Here is a 15,234-nt window from a genome sequence, read left to right on the forward strand (position 1 = left end):
TTGTCATTCGGCGGCCTGCGCATCGTCAACCGGGACGAATTGGTTGCCCTGGTGGACCGACGGGACGAAGTTTCCCTGAATCAGAATCCCCTGCCGGATCGCTTCGAGTTTGATACCTCGGCCAGTCGTCGCGCGGTCGGGGAGATCCACCGGCTGGTGGTTCACCGTTACATTGACTGGTTCGAGCCGCGAGCCCAGGACGGACACCGTCTGCTCAGACATCCTGACCAGCCTCGTCCTGTTCCTTGACGTCCTCACTGACCGTGGCGACTCTCAATGCGCCCTCCTCGTCTCCGAGGCAGGCAAGTCCGCCGCCGCTTGGAGGGGTACTCCAGCGGAGGTAGGGGTCCAGGAGCGTGGCCAGACGCGTAGGCCCCACGAACGTGCTCGACCTCAGGGTTCGGGCCCGCGTGGGGCCTTCCTTTTTACCAGTGACGAGTAGAGCACGAGTCGTGGTTGGCGGCAACTCAAAACCCAACTTGTGGGTGTCGGCTGCCAATTCGATCCCACATGTTGTGTCTCTTGGCGCCAGTCGAGTGAACCTTCGAACCTAACACCCCCCTCCGACATTTCCTCAAGCCCGCCCACGACCCCGCCTCCCGACTGTGCGGCTGCCGGAAATCCCGTCCGGCCAGGTCATGGCCTTGCAAAGGTCAGAGTTGACAGTGGCCGTCTCCACCCGTTCGGGAGGCTGCTGAATGCGGCATGGTGATCGTTCGTGCTTCTTCGTCTGGCCTATCTGACCGTCACGAACGCATTCGTCGTCGCTACGGCTACTGCCGATGAGTGATCGTGACAAGGACGTCGAGATTCTCGCGCTGCGTCATCAGATCATGGTCTTGGAACGGCAGCTCGGCGCGGATGTGCGGGTCAGGTTCACCTCCGAGAACCGCTTCTTCCTGGCGACTCTCCTGACCTCGCTTCCCCGCGCAGTCTTGCGCCGGCTCCGGCTTGTCGTCCGCCCGGACACCATCCTGCGCTGGCACCGCGAGATCGTGAAACAGCGGCATGCCCGGACCTGCCGGCCGAAGCGGCGTGGGCGCCTGCCCGCGGTCCGCTCCATCCGCGCGCCCGTCCTGCGCCTGGTCCGGGAGAACCCGGCCTGGGGATATCGGCGGGTGCACGGCGAGCTCATCACGCTCGGCCTCAAGGTCGCGCCGTCCACGGTCTGGGAGATCCTCCAACAGGAAGGCATCGACCCAGCACCCGAGCGAGGCTCCACCACCTGGGCCGACTTCCTGCGCTCGCAAGCCGACGCACTCCTGGCCTGCGACTTTATCGAAACCGTCACCCTTACCGGGCAGCGCCAGTACATCCTGACCGTCATCGAGCACGCCATCAGGCGTATTCGCGTGCTCGGCACCACCGCTCACCCCACCGCCGCCTGGGTTACCCAGGCGATCAGGAATCTTGTCATGGATCTGGAAGATGCGGGCATGCTGGGCACGGTTCCTGATTCGCGACCGGGACGGCAAGTTCCCCGCTCTCATGGATGAGATTCTCGCCGAAACCGGTATCCAGACTGTGCTCACCGGCACTCGGATGCCGCGGATGAACTCCATCATGGAGCGGTGGGTGCAGAACTGCCGCCGCGAACTCCTGGACCGCTGCCTGCTCTGGAATGAACGCCATCTACGCCACGCTCTCGGCGAGTATGAACGTTTCTACAACGAGCATCGCGCTCATCAAGCCCTCGACCAAGCCGCCCCGCTCCGCGCCGCACCCGACCCGATCACCAAACCGGCGCGCATCCTCGATCTGAACATCCGCCGACACGATCGGCTCGGCGGCATCCTCCACCAATACTCACACGCGGCTTGACCTGCACGGACGCATTTTTCGGCAGGCGCACAGCTCAGCAGTCGCCCATAGACCGGATTCCCCAAAGAGGCGGCTAGCTCGGTCCCTTGTTCGTGTAGTCGATATTCCAGGTGGTGAGAGGCCCGGGCGCGAGTAGATGAGCGCCGGAGATCTCCAATCGCTTCGGCGAGGGCTCGCCCGGAGAGCTCCAGAAGATCTTCTCTCCCAGAGTCCAGGCCCACAGGGCCAGGCTGTTACGGGTGAGGGCTTCCCGCAGGGGCGCCGCTTTGACCCACAGAGTCCATGGCCGGCGCTGCGGGTTTCCGTCATTGGCGCTGCAGAAGGCGATAAGTTCACCGTTGGACTGCCAGCTGTAGTCGGTTTCCACCGAGCCGAGCCGATAGTCGCGATGCTGGTCGGTTCCGCCGGCGAACCACGTTGCCGCCAAGACGTCCAGAAGTGATCGGGAGGGCAGCAGGCCGTTGGTGAGCGAGGTGAGGCTGTGGTCCACTTCGCTCTCCCGCCCGTGCCACGCCGTCGCCTCCGCCATGTCACACACGAAACCGCGTGCGTTCACGATCCTCCAGCCCGGCGGCGGAAGACGCGATTCCCGCACGCCGGCTTCTTCGCGTTCCTTTGCGTCCAGATGGCCTGGCCAGGGGCCGAGGTCAGGGTACTCGCCCAGCAGACCCGTGGCGAACTGTGCGGGGGTCGGCATCCACAGGCCCATCCAGTTCTGCGCCTTGGCCCACCGCTTGACCTTGCTCACGTCTATCTGCCGGATCAGATAGGAATGGCCGCGCATCCACTGTTGCCGGACGGGGCTGGCCCCTTCTCCGGAAGAGTAGCGACTCTCCCACGTCATGTGCGTTTCGAGTGCGAGCCAGGTGCCGCCGAACGGATCCGTGGCCTGGAGCAGGACGTTGTGGTCCGGGACGTCGGCGGGGTCGGCGATCCACCGCGAATGGTCGTCACCCTCGTCCAGGGTGTGCTGGTAGGGGCGCGTCCACCAGGAAGAGGGCTCGCGACTTCCTCCCGCGCGGCGACGCGTCTTGCGGGTGGCGTCGCCGCGGGCGATGACGCTGGGGTCAATGTCGCAGGCTCCAGTGATCTGCCACGGGTTGGTGAAGGGGACCTCGCTTTCCCCGACGTCCTGAACCCCGCAGGTACGTAGTTCGTGAAGTACCTGATGGAAGGCGATCCAGGTGTATTTCTTGGCGAACCGCTCCCGTTCTCCCCGGCCACGGTTCCGGTCCGCCCTGATGAAGGCGTCGATGTCGCCGAAGGCTTCACGTGTCCAGCCCAGGTCGAGGACGCGCTGGGCGACCCATCGCCCGACGACATCGGTGTCCGGCCTCACCGGACGGTCGTCTCCCAGTCGGTTCAGCGCGGCATCCAGCGTGTCGAGTGCGTGGGCGGCACTGCGGCTCAACCCAGATCGAAACTCCCGCCATCCCGAGTCGAAGCTCTCCCCACGGAGAAGGGCGCCAACCCAGCCGGGGGAATAGGGGAAACCGCCCGCGCCCTCCTGATCGTCTTCCTCCGTGTCATCGCCCGTGTCAGCGCGAAGCTCCACCAGCTGGGCTATCCGCTGGCGGATGGAGGCAAGAACTTCCTCCTCGGCCCGGGCTTCCTCCTGATTGTCTCTCCCGCCATCTTTCTGGCCATCGGACGGGTTCATCCGCTTTTCGATCAACTCGTCGAGCTGTGTCGAAGCCGTCTCCCCGTTGTCCTCGACCAGGAGCCTCCGGAGCTCCCGGGTCGCGGCGTCGACCTCGGCGGCGCGGCGTGTACGCCGCTCGCCGCGCAACCGATCCTGATCAGGCAGAACGAGCTGGTCGCAAGCACTGTGGAGGATGTAGCGCTCGAAGTCCATCCCGACCTCGCTGACCGCCCAGAGGAACTCGGAGGATTCACGTCCGTAGCTGGCGGCCAACTCCGCGTGCGAGGGAGCCGACAGCATCGGCGCCTGATGCACGTCCGGCAGGGAAGGCCCATCGACTTCCGGGGGCTCTCCACCGAGGAGGCGTTGCGCGAGCCGGGCCGATGAGGTCGCGTAGTGACGGATAAGGACGTGCTGCGCGATCGGCTGTCCGGCAAGCGTTGCGCAAGCGTCGGCGATCCGCCTCAAAGGCGGGACGGCTCGAGCATCGACAGTGGCGTGCCGGCGGCGCAGCAGATGTCCGTAGGCCACGGCCACGAGGCGTTCGACGATGTAGGGATCGTTGATGGCGGCGGCATCGTCCAAGAGGTCGGCGAGAACGCCGGTGTGCCGTTCCAGCAGACGAACCATCGATTTGGTGACGCTGTCGCGCAGCATCCGGTTGGGGCTGGCCAGCAGCCACACCATCAGCCGGGCGGCCAGAACCGCCACCTCGGGCGCCACATCGTCGATCTTGCTGGACCAGGCCCAGTTGATGAGCCGCCGCAGGCTCTCCTCGCCACTGATCCACCGATCGCCGATCGGGGCGGTCCAGGTCAGGTCGCGTTCGGCCATGCTCAGCGGTCTGAGCGTGGCCTCACGCCACCGGCTGTTGAGCGGGTGACCGGGAAGGCAGGCGACGCTCAAGGTGACGGTCAGCCAAAGCGACCGCAATCGGTCATGCCGGAGCACGAGCCGCTCGGCCAGCGCGATGGTCTCATCGCGCACGGAGCCGGGACTTCTCCACACGAGCGAGTTGAGGAAATGCTCGGCAAGGTATCCGATGGCCCATTCGGCCTCGCCGGCCACGACGGTCTTCTCGGCGAGGTCGACGAGTTCCACCTCACCGCGCTCACCCATGACCAGGGCCAACGCCTCCAGCAGGCCGAGATGACGCCAGGCCTGCTCACCGGTCAGCAGGCCGCGGACCTGGGTTGCCACCTCCTCGGTGGTTGAGCAGCAGCTCATCAGGGCCTGCGCCCGCAGGTGATCCGACAGCCGCTGGTAGGTGAAGCGTACCTGCTGCTGCGGGCGGCCGCGTTTCCCCGGCGCCAGTTCTTGAAGCAGCAGGCCCTCGGTGATCAGGGCGTGGAGCAGGGACGTGCTGTATCCGCCTGAGGGATGGTGGACGGCATCGCACAGCGCGCGGGCGGTCGGCAGGGGCAGGGCCTCGACGCCGTCCTCCAGCATACGTTCGGACAGGATGTCTATGGCGTGGTGGACCACCTGCGCCGATGCCGGGTAGTCCAGCCGGTTGGCGGCGGACAGGCGGTCATCGACGGCGTCCAGGAGCCCGTCGAACACCCAGGACAGGGACGGCGCCTCCCTCGGCAGCGTATCCAGGCCGCGCACGCGGATCGACTCGCAGAAGGCTCGCAGAAACAGCGGGCGAGCGAACTCTGGCTGCAGAGGAGGGAAGTCGGGCAGCCGCAGCCCGTGGTGCTCGGCGTAGACCGCCAGGGCTTCCTCCTCATGCCCGGCGAATCCGGGATGAGTCACCGTGGTGACCGTGTCGGAGGAAAGGTCGGGCAGGACGGCACCGAGGTAGGTGTCGCGGACGGTGAGCACCACGGCAACCCAGGGATGACGCTCGGTTTCCTTGAGCAGGCCAGCCAGTTGCTCCTTCCATATCTCGGCGCCGGGGCCCTCGTTGAGCGCGTCGATGATCAGCAATGCCCGGCCGCTGCGACGTACCTGGGCGGCCTGCGCGAAGGTGGCCAGCAGGTCGGAGGCGGTGAGGTCCCGGCCGACCTGAGCCGAGATCTGCGGCCATGCCGGTCCAGGCCCGAACTGCTGACCGAGGAGCAGAAGTGTGGGATGGCCTTGGTCTGCGCGATGGGCCGCCGCATCAGCCACCAGGTGGCTCTTGCCGCTCCCGGCGGGGCCGACGATCAACAGCACCGGTGGGCGCGCCGCGGGCGCGAGACGCTCGGCAAAGCCGTCGAGAACCCCCAAGCATCGCCACAGACCCAGCAGTAGGTCGTCGGGCTGCTGCTCGTCGCCGCTTCGAAGTTGTTCATTGGCCATCTCCTGGGCGTTGTCGACCTGCTCTCGCGCATCGCTGCATGCCGCCATCAGGCGCTGGAGAATGCAAGACTCCGGGTCCATGAGATCGTCTTGGCTGGAGACGCCGAGGTCGGCGATCGTGTCCAGGGCTCGTACAGCCGTCGACCAGGGGCCGAATTCGGCGGACGCCTCATCGGGCTGCGCACCGAGCCCCTGGCGGGCGCGGATGACTGACCCGATGCCATGGCGGACCTGGTCGCGGAAGTCCGGGTCGAGGGTGAGGGTGTTGATGCTCTCGGCGATGTCGAGTTCGACATGCATCTGCGGCAGGTACCGGTTGCCCAGATTGGCCACTTGCCGGCTGACCTGGCTCTGAAAGAAGTCGCCGGTAAACACTTCCCGGTCGAAGTAGTAGCGGAGCGTGCCCGCGTTCTCCTCACGCGTCAGAGCCTTGAGGAGGTCCGATTCGCCGAGGTAGACGAACTCGACCTCCCGGCCAAGATCTTCCGCCCGCTTCTTCCACACCTTCACCTGCTCGTTCCAGCGCTGCAGGCCGCTCTTCCCCGCGACCTGGCCCTGGCGGACGGGCTCTCGTCCCGAGCGGTCGATCGGCAGATAGAAGGCGTATCTGACCAGGTCGGGCGTCGTATTGAGCGCTTCGGTGACGCTGCGGTCCATCTGTTTCACTGCGGAAGCGTCCAGGGTGAACAGAAACTTCGCCTGCCAGGCCCATGTTCCCGAGCCGTCAGGGGCGGGGCAGGAGAACTCGATCCCCGCGTCGGGCGTGCCGCGCCGCTCCAGCCGGGTGCCCAGTGGGAGATTCTCGACCGACGGCATCAGCACGAAGCCCAGCTCTTCGAACGCGCGCTGCTGGCTCGATCCGTATTCGCGAATCTGCCGGAAGTCGACCCGGGGGAGGCTCTCACTCATGACGCTTCAGCGTCTCACATCACGTGCACACCCTTGGTACGGTGCGTTTGGTACGGGGCGTCGCGGCCCGTCATGCCCGTCCCGTTGGCCTGTGGGGTGCGGAAACTCAGCCGGTGAGGTTGACCTGAGGGTTCGTGGTTCGAGCATGGTGGGGTCTCGGGCATCCTGCTGACGGTGTCGTGGTCCTTCCTCTACCTCATCCTCGGGCGTGTCTTTCAGCTTCTGGTCCTGCTGGACTGCGGTGATCGGGCCAAGACGGCCGAGATCGTGGTGCTTCGCCATCAGGTCGCCGTGCTACGCCGTCAAGTGAACCGGCCTAATCTCCAGCCGGTGGATCGGGTCGTCCTCGCGGCCTTGTCGCGGTTGCTTCCCCGCTCGTCGTGGAACGTCTTCTTCGTTACCTCAGCGACGTTGCTGCGCTGGCACCGCGCGCTGGTGATGCGCCGGTGGACCTACCCATCCAAACGGTCGGGTCGTCCCTCTACCCGCGCAGAGGTCCGGGAGGCGGTGTTGCGCCTGGCCCAGGAGAATCCTTCATGGGGCTATCAGCGCATCAGCGGAGAGTTGACCGGCATCGGCCTTCGGGTACCGCCCAGCACCGTACGCGACATCCTCAAAAAGGCCGGTCTCGGTCCGGCACCAGGTCGCACCGGCCCGAGTTGGGGCCAGTTCCTCAAAGCGCAGGCCGAGGGCATCTGGGCGTGCGATCTGTTCCACGTCGACCCCGTCTTCCTTAAACGGCTCTACGTTCTGTTCTTCATCGAGCACGCCAGCCGCGTGGTCCACTTCGCGGGCATCACGGCGCATCCGACCGGAACCTGGGTTGCTCAACAAGCCCGCAACCTGGTCATGAACCAGGGAGCGCGGGCCGAGGGCATCAGATTCCTCATTCGCGACCGCGACGCCAAATTCACCGCGGTCTTTGATCAAGGTGGTGGGTGAACCTTCAGGTTGGAGTGGTAGGGCGCCCGGGGCTCGAACCCGGAACCTACGGATTCAAAGGGCGTTGATCACAAAAGTCAGCCCGCTCTACACTTTTCGCAGATGATTGCATCGCGGATCGCACGGCCACTTCAGAGGAGCGTTCTTTCCTTGTCTTTCCCTCCCGGTGACATGGTCGCCGCCGCCGGCACGCACCTGCACTTCCAGAGACTGGAGCGGTTGCTGCATGAACGCCACCTCGAGCTGGGCGACCGAGTCCGCCTCAACTCCACCGGATCCCAGCTGTACCTGATGGTCAAACTGCCAGGAGATCGAGGGGTCGTGCTGAGCCAGTCAAGGCTCGGCCACGCTTTGGTATGGCTGATCGTCGATCCGGTGCTGGGAAGTGAGCCCTCCATCTGGCCGCCGGACACATCCAGCGAGGTACTCGTCGACGCCATTCACGCCCACGCTACTGCCCGCCTTGCCGGAGTGCCGGTAGCGTCGCCTTGGCGCTGGCACGAGAGCGAACCGTCGGACATGACCGAGCTCGCCGACCTCCTGTCCGAACGAGGAGTACACGTCCAACGGGTGGCGGCCGGGAACCGATACTTCGCCTATGGACCGCGCTACGAGCCCAAGCTCTACATCGCAGACGGGCACGAAGGAGCCTACGTCGAGGCCAGGCTCTCCGACATCTTGGTCCGGGTCTCCATCAAGGCCAGCGTCGGCTGGCTGGTCGACATATACGACCCGGAGCGTGAAGCCTGGACACGTGTCGATCTCGGCGGTTCCCTAGGGCGCGGGAAACTCCCGACGCCGGGCATGCAGCGCGCCGACGTCCCTGTGAGTCGGATCGCCGACCTAATCTGCGACGGGCCAAAGGCGTGGGTCGAGAGCGGCGTTTTCTGGGAGACGTCCAAGCCGTCGCGAGCATCCGTCGAGACATGGTCCGACGTAGAGGAATCTCTGTTCCTCACCGAGCCGGCCCTACCGCCGGCAGGCGCAAGGGAACACCTGGACGCCGTTCTGGAGCAGCTCACGACCTTCGGCTTCGGAGACATCCGCGAAGGCGGACCGGACAGTCTTATTCACTCCGACACCTATCACGTCGATTGGAACGGCCGGACCAAGGACCTGTCGACGTCCGAGATCCAGCGGCTGAACGGCCTGGCCGCGGCGGCTGGCGAGGACCTGCCAAAAAGGCTGATCGTGATCACCAATGGCAGGATCAGCGGACCAGCAGCGGAGTTCGCGGACAAGGCCAAAGCATTCGTGTACGGCCTCAACCCCGCGACGGGCAGGCTAAATCCCCTGAACTCCCGCGCCCGTGACCTGCTGCCGCCCCTTACAGAGCCGAGCAGATACATCCTGAAATAGCTTGTGCCCTTCGGATGACGACGTCGCGAAGGACTATGACCCTTGTCAGCGCCGCAAACGCTCGAGAGCGGTCGGCAGGCTGCCGTCGCGCCAGTAGTCCTCAAGTCAGAAGATCGCGATCACCCCGACGGTTCCGACAAAGCCGGACGGTCACCCGCCGGTGCTTCAGCTGACAACGGCAGGGCGTTCGTGAAAATCTTGGGGTATGTCGCCGATCCCCCATGAGCGCGCTCACCGCCCGCAGTTAGAGAAGCTCACCGAGCTCGCGTCGCGGGTCAAAGCGGGGGAGATCAGGCTTCCGAAGTTCCAGCGGCAGTTCGTGTGGAAGGGCTACCAGGTCCTTGATCTCCTCGATTCGATCTCACGGAACTACCCGATCGGCAGCCTGTTGCTGTGGGACAGCGAGTTGCGGCTGGCGAGCGACCACGACATCGCGGGCATCGAGATCGACCAGGCACCGAACCGGGAACGTACTGCCTACCTGCTCGACGGCTGCCAGCGTCTGTCGACAATCTGCGGGGCACTGTATTGGGAGCCGAAGGGCGACCCGAAGAGCCTCTGGAACCTGGTCTACGACTTCGAGGAAGAGCGTTTCGCGCACCGGAAGGACTTCGACGAGCCGCCCGCGCACCAGATTCCGCTGAGACTGCTCGCCCAGCCCTACCAGTACGCCAAGTGGGCTTCGAAACGGCTTCCTGATGAGTTCGAGGAGGCGGCGGGGCAGCTGTTCGATAACTTCGCGAACTACGAGACCTCGGTCGTGACGCTGAAGACGGCTTCGATCACTGAGGTCGGCCGGATTTTCGAACGGGTCAATACTCGCGGCACACCGCTGACGGCGGTCCAGGTCATCCGCGCGGCGACCTGGCGCAGCGACTTCGATCTCCTCGACGCTATCGACGGCGTCCGCGACGTGCTCGCGGCCAAGAATTACGGCTTGATCGACCAGATGCTGCTGCTCCGCGCGATCTCGGCGGCGGCCGGGCTCGGGTTCGCCAAGTCCGACATGGAGCAGCTGCCCTCCGTTGGCCATGAGCGTCTTCTGGCGGCCATCGAGGAGACCGAGGAGGCTGCAAAGAAGGCGGTGGACTTCCTCACCACCGAGATAGGCACTCCGACGGCCGCCGCGCTTCCCCACGCCAACCAGCTCGCCGTCGTCATCGAGATCTTCCGGCAGATCCCAAGGCCGAACGGCAAGCAGTTCGCCCAGCTCCGCAGCTGGTTCTGGCGGACTGTCCTCGGCGGCTACTACGAGGGCTGGAATCCACGGAAGATGGCGGCGGACCTCGCAGCGGTGACGGCGTTCGCGAAGGGCGAGACTAAGGGCATCGAGGTGGACGTCCCGCCGCCCAGCACGCGGCTGTGGGCAGGTAAGTACGACCGGGGGACGGCGCCGCAGAAGACATTCGCGCTCATGCTCGCGGCACGGGGCCCCGTTGACCTGATCACCGGGGCAGCTATCGACGTGGGAAAGACGCTGGCCGGGGACAACTACATGCAGTTCCACCACTTCTTTCCCAAAGCGGCCCTCCTGCGCGACGGCCTTAAGTTCGAGCAGGCCAACGTTCTCGCGAACATCGTCATGCTGACCGCGATCAGCAACCAGAAGGTCTCTGACCTGCCGCCGTCCGCCTATCTGAAGGCCGAGATCGACTTCAGTGATGAGCGGACGATCCGCGAGCGGCTCGACACCTGCCTCGTCTCCGCGCCCGCTTTCGATGCTGCCATGCGTGGCGACTACAAGGCGTTCCTCGCCGCCCGGTCAGAGACCCTGCTGGATTGGGCTAGGGATCTCATCCAGCGCGGCCTGGCGACGGAGGCCGCGCCCGCGGAGCTCGACGAGGAGAGCCTGCGGCTCGCGAACGAGGTCGAGGTCGTGGACGAGGACACCGACGACTGAGGTCCGGGCGGCGGCGTTCGGGCCGGTCACGTTCTGTCGGTGCCAGATGGTCTCCTAGTGGCGGGAGGTGATTCCGATGCGCGTGCCTGATCTGCCCGAGGCCGACCGGCCCAGGGAACGGCTGCTTGAGCACGGCCCGCGTGCGCTTGCTGACCGGGAGCTGCTGGCGCTGGTGCTGGGTGAGGGCCGTCCCGGCGTGGACGTCATCGAGCTGGCGTCCCGGTTGCTCGCAGACCATGGCGGGCTGGCCGCGGTGGCGGCGGCCGATCCGGGCGCGCTCCAGCGGTCGGCGGGGATAGGTCCGGCCAGGGCGGCCCGGCTGACGGCGGTGTTCGAGCTGGCACGACGCGCGGCCACGCCGCCGCGCCTCGGCCGGATCACGGCCACCGAGGACATAGCGGTCGCCGCCGCACCGCTGCTGCGTGGTCTCCGGCACGAGAGGGCGGTCGTGGTCGTCTGCGACGCCGGCGGCCGGATCCTGAAGACGGCCACGCTCACTGATGGCGCGGCGGATCGCACCCAGATCCCAGTCCGCGACGTCCTGAGCCTAGTCCTCGCTCTGGGCGGCGCCCGTTTCGCAGTAGCGCACAACCATCCGAGCGGCCGGACGGAACCGAGCGAGGCGGATGTCCGAGTGACCGCCCGCCTCCGCGAGGCCGCGACCACGGTCGGGCTCCGCCTGCTCGACCACGTCATCGTCACCGAGACTTCGTGGGCCAGAATCCCGTGACCATCGCACCGGTGCCGGTCCAACCGGTGGGGACGGCTCGCACAAGCCCATCCGGTCGCCGGCTCGACGAGCCGGTTGGGCGGCCCCGGCAGATAAGCCCACCAGCTGCCCGTCGCACGCCTGCACCAAGCTCCACACGCCAGGAGTCCGTAGACGAGGCTCCATCGACGGACTCCCTCGCACTCCCGTTCGGTGAGCTCCTCTCGCAGCTCAAGGCCGTCACTTGGATGAAGTTAACGGAAGGACAACGAGTGACTCGCGAGGTCGCAGACCTGGAGTGGCGAAAGATCAGTTACAGCGGTTCCAGAGCCGCATGCGTCGAGCTCGCCTCCCTCCGGCACCACATCCTGGTCCGCGATGCCAGGAACCCGGCGAGGGCCTCTGAATGTCACGGACACCGACTCCCATACGCTCTTCGTCGCGATCTGCGCCCACCGGCCCTAACGAACGATCCGTGCGAGGTCGGGCAAGCTGCGCTCCCACTCACAACCGCCCACTGAACGCTGCATTCAGCAGCGAATTGGTTAGAGTAACGCCCAGATCCGCCTGCTGGTCTGAACGGTTCTGGGTGTCCCCAAGCCGGTCCAGCATTTGCGCGATTTCCTCCTGCCGCCTTTTGCTGGGAAGAGCAACCGAGAGAGACTCGAAGTCCTTCATCGAGAGGGTCTGGTTCCGAAGTACCGTTCCCGTGGATGTGCTCCGGATAAGGTCGCGGCCCGCGCGAGTCTGAAAGAAGTAATTGAGGTATCGTATATCAACTGCATCCGACGGGCGGTAGGTCAAAAAGCGGTGCGACCCGATGAAGCCTGACTCGTTGGTGCCGGAGATGGCAATTGCGCCCTCCCAAGCCATTATGTTGCTTACTATCAGACGGTCCGGATGGATCTCGAAGTACTTGAGCTTGCTGAGCTCGCTGCCGAGAACTGGCGGGCGATGGAATATGCCTTTTCCGAATGAGCGGATTCCAATCTGCGAGTACTGCGCGTCTGGTTGAGGTGTCACAGGGATCCGCTCGAGGCTTAGCACGTTCCCCAGACGAGTCGGTGCATTGCCTTGCTCTTCATGGAACACGGAATCGCGTATTGCGACGCGGAGAGCTTCCGCGCGAGAGCGAAGCTTGGCAAGCTCACCAAGCTTCGCCGTGGCCGCGTCGAGGCGGGCGGCGATGCGGCGCTGCTCGTCCAGGTCTGGCAGGGGGACTGGGGTGGACATGAGGGTGGCGGGGGTGGTGCGTTTGCGGCGCACCATGGAGCCGCGCGGGGTGAGGCGGTCCCATAGCGTGGGCCAGCTGACGAGGTGGGAGATGTAGCGGACGTCGGCTTCCGCCTCGATAATGTCGAAGACCGGGTATTCCGGGGAGACGTACGCTCCGGAGAACTCTTCGGGGACGACGGCCAGTGCCCCTTCCCAGGCGTTGAGTTTGCTCATCACAAGCTGACCGGTGGTGAGACGGCTGAGCGCCTTGTAGGCGGTTTCGTTGCCGGTGATGGTCGGGCGTTTGATCAGGCCCTTGCCGAAGCTGTAGATGCCCGCGATGCGGTATTCGTGGTCGGCATTCACAGAGACCGAGCAACGCGCGAGCGTGATGGCCTCACCGAGGGGGCGTTCCGGAAGCGCCATCAGCGGTCCTCCACGTCTTTCTGAAGAGAGGTGAGAAGGCTGAGGACGTCCTGCTCGGTTTCGATCAGCTCGGCAAGGAGTTCGGTTGGCGACCGGTGCAACAGGTCGTCGGTGGTGTTCGGGTTGGTGAGGTCGAGGTTGAAGCCGGAGGCGAGGAGGTCGGCGATCGGAACGCGCCAGGCGCGGTCGTTCTCGGTGCGGTCGGCGCGGTCCGGGCCGCCCCACCATGCGGCGGAGGACTCGAATTCCTCGTAGCGCATGGGCCTGGTCTTGGCGTAGCCGCGGCTGCCCTCGGGTGGGGTGATCTCGTAGAACCAGGTTTCCTTGGTGGGGCCGGTCTTGTCGAAGAAGAGGAGGTTGGCGGGGATCTGGGTGTAGGGCGCGAAGACGCCTTGGGGGAGGCGGACGACGGTGTGGAGGTCGCACTCCTCGAGGAGCTGTTTGCGAATCTTGGCGCCGATGCCCTCGCCGAAAAGGGCGCCGTTGGGGAGGACGATAGCGCAGCGGCCACGGGGCTTCAGTTTCTTGATGACGGCGTGGAGGAAAAGCCAGGCCGTTTCGCGGGTCTGGTAGCCGGAGGGGAAGCTTTTGGCGATCGAGTCCTCCTCTTCGCCGCCGAAGGGCGGGTTGGTGAGGATGACGTCAACCTGGGAGCCGGGACCCTTCTCGTCGATCATCACGCGGAGGGAGTTGGCGTGGAGAACCTTCGGGGAGGGGATGCCGTGCAGGGTCAGGTTCATCATGCAGAGCAGGAACGGCAGGGGCTTCTTCTCGATGCCGCGGATGTTGTTGAACAGCTGCTGTTGGAGGACCTTGCTGGTGGCTTGCGGGAACAGTTCGGTGTATGCCTCGACGAGGAAGCCGCCGGTTCCGCACGCCGGGTCCATGATCGACTCGCCGAGTTTGAGGAAGGTCTGCTCGACCATGAAGCGGATGACGGGGCGCGGAGTGTAAAACTCGCCGGAGTCGCCCGCAGCGTCGCGCATCTGCTTCAGCAGGTCCTCGTACAGGAACGCCATCGTGTGGATGTCGTCGCTGCTGTTGAAGTCGATGCCGCGGATCTGGTTGACCAGGTCGCGGAACAGGTAGCCCGACAGCATTCGGTTCTGGACGCCGGCGAATACCTGGCCGAGGACGTTGCGCGGGTCGCCAGGCACGTCGCTGCGCATGCTCGCGAGTTCGGGCAGAAGCTTGCCATTGACGAACGCCAGCAGTTCCGCGCCGGTGAACGTCTCGTCATCGGCCCAGGCCCGCCACTGGTACTCCGGTTTGATGATCGGGTCTTCGCCGAACACCTCGCGTTCGGCCTCCAGCGCGTCGAAGGAGCGCAGGAACAGCAGCCAGGACAGCAGGGGCAGGCGGTCCAGGTCGCCGTTGAGGCCCGCGTCCTTGCGCATGATGTCGCGGGCCGACTTAATGACGGCCGACAGACGGGCGCGAGAGGTCGTGTCCTGCTTCTTTACGGGTGGGGCCATGGTCGTCAGAGATCCTTGTTCGTCGGCTGGATGTTCAGATCGATGAGGGTGCGGGCGAGGGTTGTCACGCGAAAGCCGTCGCGGTGTTCGACGTCGGCGGGAGACAGGTCGGCGCGGTGGGTGAGCACGGCGGGGTCCCGCTGGCGGAATCCAGGCGGAACCGTCATGTGCACGACGGCCGGGTCGACCGGCGCGAGGCCGTGGACGCTCAGGGCTGTCTCGTGGGAGAAGACCGCGCGGTCCAGGCTCCACAGGGACCAGCGGACCAGATGGTCCAGGTCGCTCGACGGGAGGTCGGCGTACTCGCGGAAGCGGTACAGGCCCCGGTCGACGCGAGTCCAGTTGCCCCGGCGGACGTGGAAGTACTGGGACTGGTAGGAGTAGCCGTCGAGCAGCGCCTGGGCCGCAGTGAAGAAGCCGCGCTGACGGGCGGCCCGGCGCCAGAGCCGTGCCCGGGGCTCCTCGTCCCGCTGTCTCACGGTTACCAGGTTAGCTCAGGTGAAACTTATAGTCACTTTTAGTTTTGTGCACGATGGGGCTCTCGTCCTGT

General features: G+C 65.4%; 12 protein-coding genes. 7 read left to right on the top strand and 5 right to left on the bottom strand.

The window, feature by feature from the left end; all coding sequences use genetic code 11:
* Nucleotides 1-3: 3 nt before the first annotated feature.
* Nucleotides 4-222 (bottom strand): hypothetical protein, encoded by a 219-nt coding sequence (locus tag AB0C33_RS37570; protein WP_358296601.1) that lies wholly within the window; start codon nucleotides 220-222, stop codon nucleotides 4-6.
* A 560-nt stretch (nucleotides 223-782) separates the two neighbouring features.
* Here AB0C33_RS37570 and AB0C33_RS37575 point away from each other — a divergent pair.
* A complete protein-coding gene (locus tag AB0C33_RS37575) occupies nucleotides 783-1,496 on the top strand; it encodes a hypothetical protein (RefSeq protein WP_358296604.1) in 714 nt (237 codons plus the stop codon).
* Nucleotides 1,489-1,821: an integrase core domain-containing protein gene (locus tag AB0C33_RS37580; protein ID WP_358296607.1), complete on the top strand. Its 333-nt coding sequence runs from the start codon at nucleotides 1,489-1,491 to the stop codon at nucleotides 1,819-1,821. Before AB0C33_RS37575 ends, AB0C33_RS37580 begins: the two co-directional genes overlap by 8 nt.
* 73 nt (nucleotides 1,822-1,894) lie before the next feature.
* Here the strand turns inward: AB0C33_RS37580 and AB0C33_RS37585 are convergent, their stop codons facing one another.
* Entirely contained in the window at nucleotides 1,895-6,658 is a 4,764-nt protein-coding gene (locus AB0C33_RS37585) for an ATP-binding protein (protein WP_358296609.1), read from the bottom strand.
* Between the two features lie 174 nt (nucleotides 6,659-6,832).
* Here AB0C33_RS37585 and AB0C33_RS37590 point away from each other — a divergent pair, with 174 nt between their 5' ends.
* The 5 genes from AB0C33_RS37590 to AB0C33_RS37610 all read left to right on the top strand — a co-directional run bounded on the left by AB0C33_RS37590 (nucleotide 6,833) and on the right by AB0C33_RS37610 (nucleotide 12,089).
* The gene (locus tag AB0C33_RS37590; protein WP_358296611.1) at nucleotides 6,833-7,600 is read left to right on the top strand and encodes a hypothetical protein; all 768 of its coding nucleotides are present in this window, start codon (nucleotides 6,833-6,835) and stop codon (nucleotides 7,598-7,600) included.
* 171 nt (nucleotides 7,601-7,771) lie between these two features.
* On the top strand, nucleotides 7,772-8,959 hold the full coding sequence (locus tag AB0C33_RS37595) for a hypothetical protein (protein WP_358296614.1): 1,188 nt from the start codon (nucleotides 7,772-7,774) through the stop codon (nucleotides 8,957-8,959).
* A 205-nt stretch (nucleotides 8,960-9,164) separates the two neighbouring features.
* Complete coding sequence (locus tag AB0C33_RS37600) at nucleotides 9,165-10,859, top strand: DUF262 domain-containing protein (protein ID WP_358296617.1); 1,695 nt, start codon at nucleotides 9,165-9,167, stop codon at nucleotides 10,857-10,859.
* Between the two features lie 76 nt (nucleotides 10,860-10,935).
* On the top strand, nucleotides 10,936-11,589 hold the full coding sequence (radC, locus tag AB0C33_RS37605) for a DNA repair protein RadC (protein ID WP_358296620.1): 654 nt from the start codon (nucleotides 10,936-10,938) through the stop codon (nucleotides 11,587-11,589).
* Between the two features lie 227 nt (nucleotides 11,590-11,816).
* On the top strand, nucleotides 11,817-12,089 hold the full coding sequence (locus AB0C33_RS37610; RefSeq protein WP_358296623.1) for a DUF397 domain-containing protein: 273 nt from the start codon (nucleotides 11,817-11,819) through the stop codon (nucleotides 12,087-12,089).
* Here the strand turns inward: AB0C33_RS37610 and AB0C33_RS37615 are convergent.
* From AB0C33_RS37615 to AB0C33_RS37625, 3 genes are read right to left on the bottom strand one after another with little or no spacing between them, the layout of a single operon-like run.
* Nucleotides 12,073-13,209 carry a restriction endonuclease subunit S gene (locus AB0C33_RS37615; protein ID WP_358296626.1) on the bottom strand — a complete coding sequence of 379 codons (1,137 nt, stop codon included), beginning with the start codon at nucleotides 13,207-13,209 and terminating at the stop codon, nucleotides 12,073-12,075. The two genes, AB0C33_RS37610 and AB0C33_RS37615, sit on opposite strands and share 17 nt — an antisense overlap.
* Nucleotides 13,209-14,684, bottom strand: a complete 1,476-nt coding sequence (locus AB0C33_RS37620; protein ID WP_358296629.1) for an N-6 DNA methylase — start codon at nucleotides 14,682-14,684, stop codon at nucleotides 13,209-13,211. Before AB0C33_RS37620 ends, AB0C33_RS37615 begins: the two co-directional genes overlap by 1 nt.
* A gap of 5 nt (nucleotides 14,685-14,689) precedes the next feature.
* Nucleotides 14,690-15,163, bottom strand: coding sequence for a hypothetical protein (locus AB0C33_RS37625; protein WP_358296632.1), 474 nt, complete (start codon nucleotides 15,161-15,163; stop codon nucleotides 14,690-14,692).
* Nucleotides 15,164-15,234 lie beyond the last annotated feature (71 nt).

The sequence above is a fragment of the Nonomuraea sp. NPDC048881 genome (assembly GCF_040649795.1).
GTDB lineage: Bacteria > Actinomycetota > Actinomycetes > Streptosporangiales > Streptosporangiaceae > Nonomuraea.

Coding starts and splice junctions, on each gene's coding strand:
- AB0C33_RS37615 (WP_358296626.1), bottom strand. CDS start 13,209: ATGGCGCTTCCGGAACGCCCCCTCGGTGAGGCCATCACGCTCGCGCGT.
- radC (WP_358296620.1), top strand. CDS start 10,936: ATGCGCGTGCCTGATCTGCCCGAGGCCGACCGGCCCAGGGAACGGCTG.
- AB0C33_RS37610 (WP_358296623.1), top strand. CDS start 11,817: ATGAAGTTAACGGAAGGACAACGAGTGACTCGCGAGGTCGCAGACCTG.
- AB0C33_RS37575 (WP_358296604.1), top strand. CDS start 783: ATGAGTGATCGTGACAAGGACGTCGAGATTCTCGCGCTGCGTCATCAG.
- AB0C33_RS37600 (WP_358296617.1), top strand. CDS start 9,165: ATGTCGCCGATCCCCCATGAGCGCGCTCACCGCCCGCAGTTAGAGAAG.
- AB0C33_RS37595 (WP_358296614.1), top strand. CDS start 7,772: ATGGTCGCCGCCGCCGGCACGCACCTGCACTTCCAGAGACTGGAGCGG.
- AB0C33_RS37620 (WP_358296629.1), bottom strand. CDS start 14,684: ATGGCCCCACCCGTAAAGAAGCAGGACACGACCTCTCGCGCCCGTCTG.
- AB0C33_RS37585 (WP_358296609.1), bottom strand. CDS start 6,658: ATGAGTGAGAGCCTCCCCCGGGTCGACTTCCGGCAGATTCGCGAATAC.
- AB0C33_RS37570 (WP_358296601.1), bottom strand. CDS start 222: ATGTCTGAGCAGACGGTGTCCGTCCTGGGCTCGCGGCTCGAACCAGTC.
- AB0C33_RS37580 (WP_358296607.1), top strand. CDS start 1,489: ATGGATGAGATTCTCGCCGAAACCGGTATCCAGACTGTGCTCACCGGC.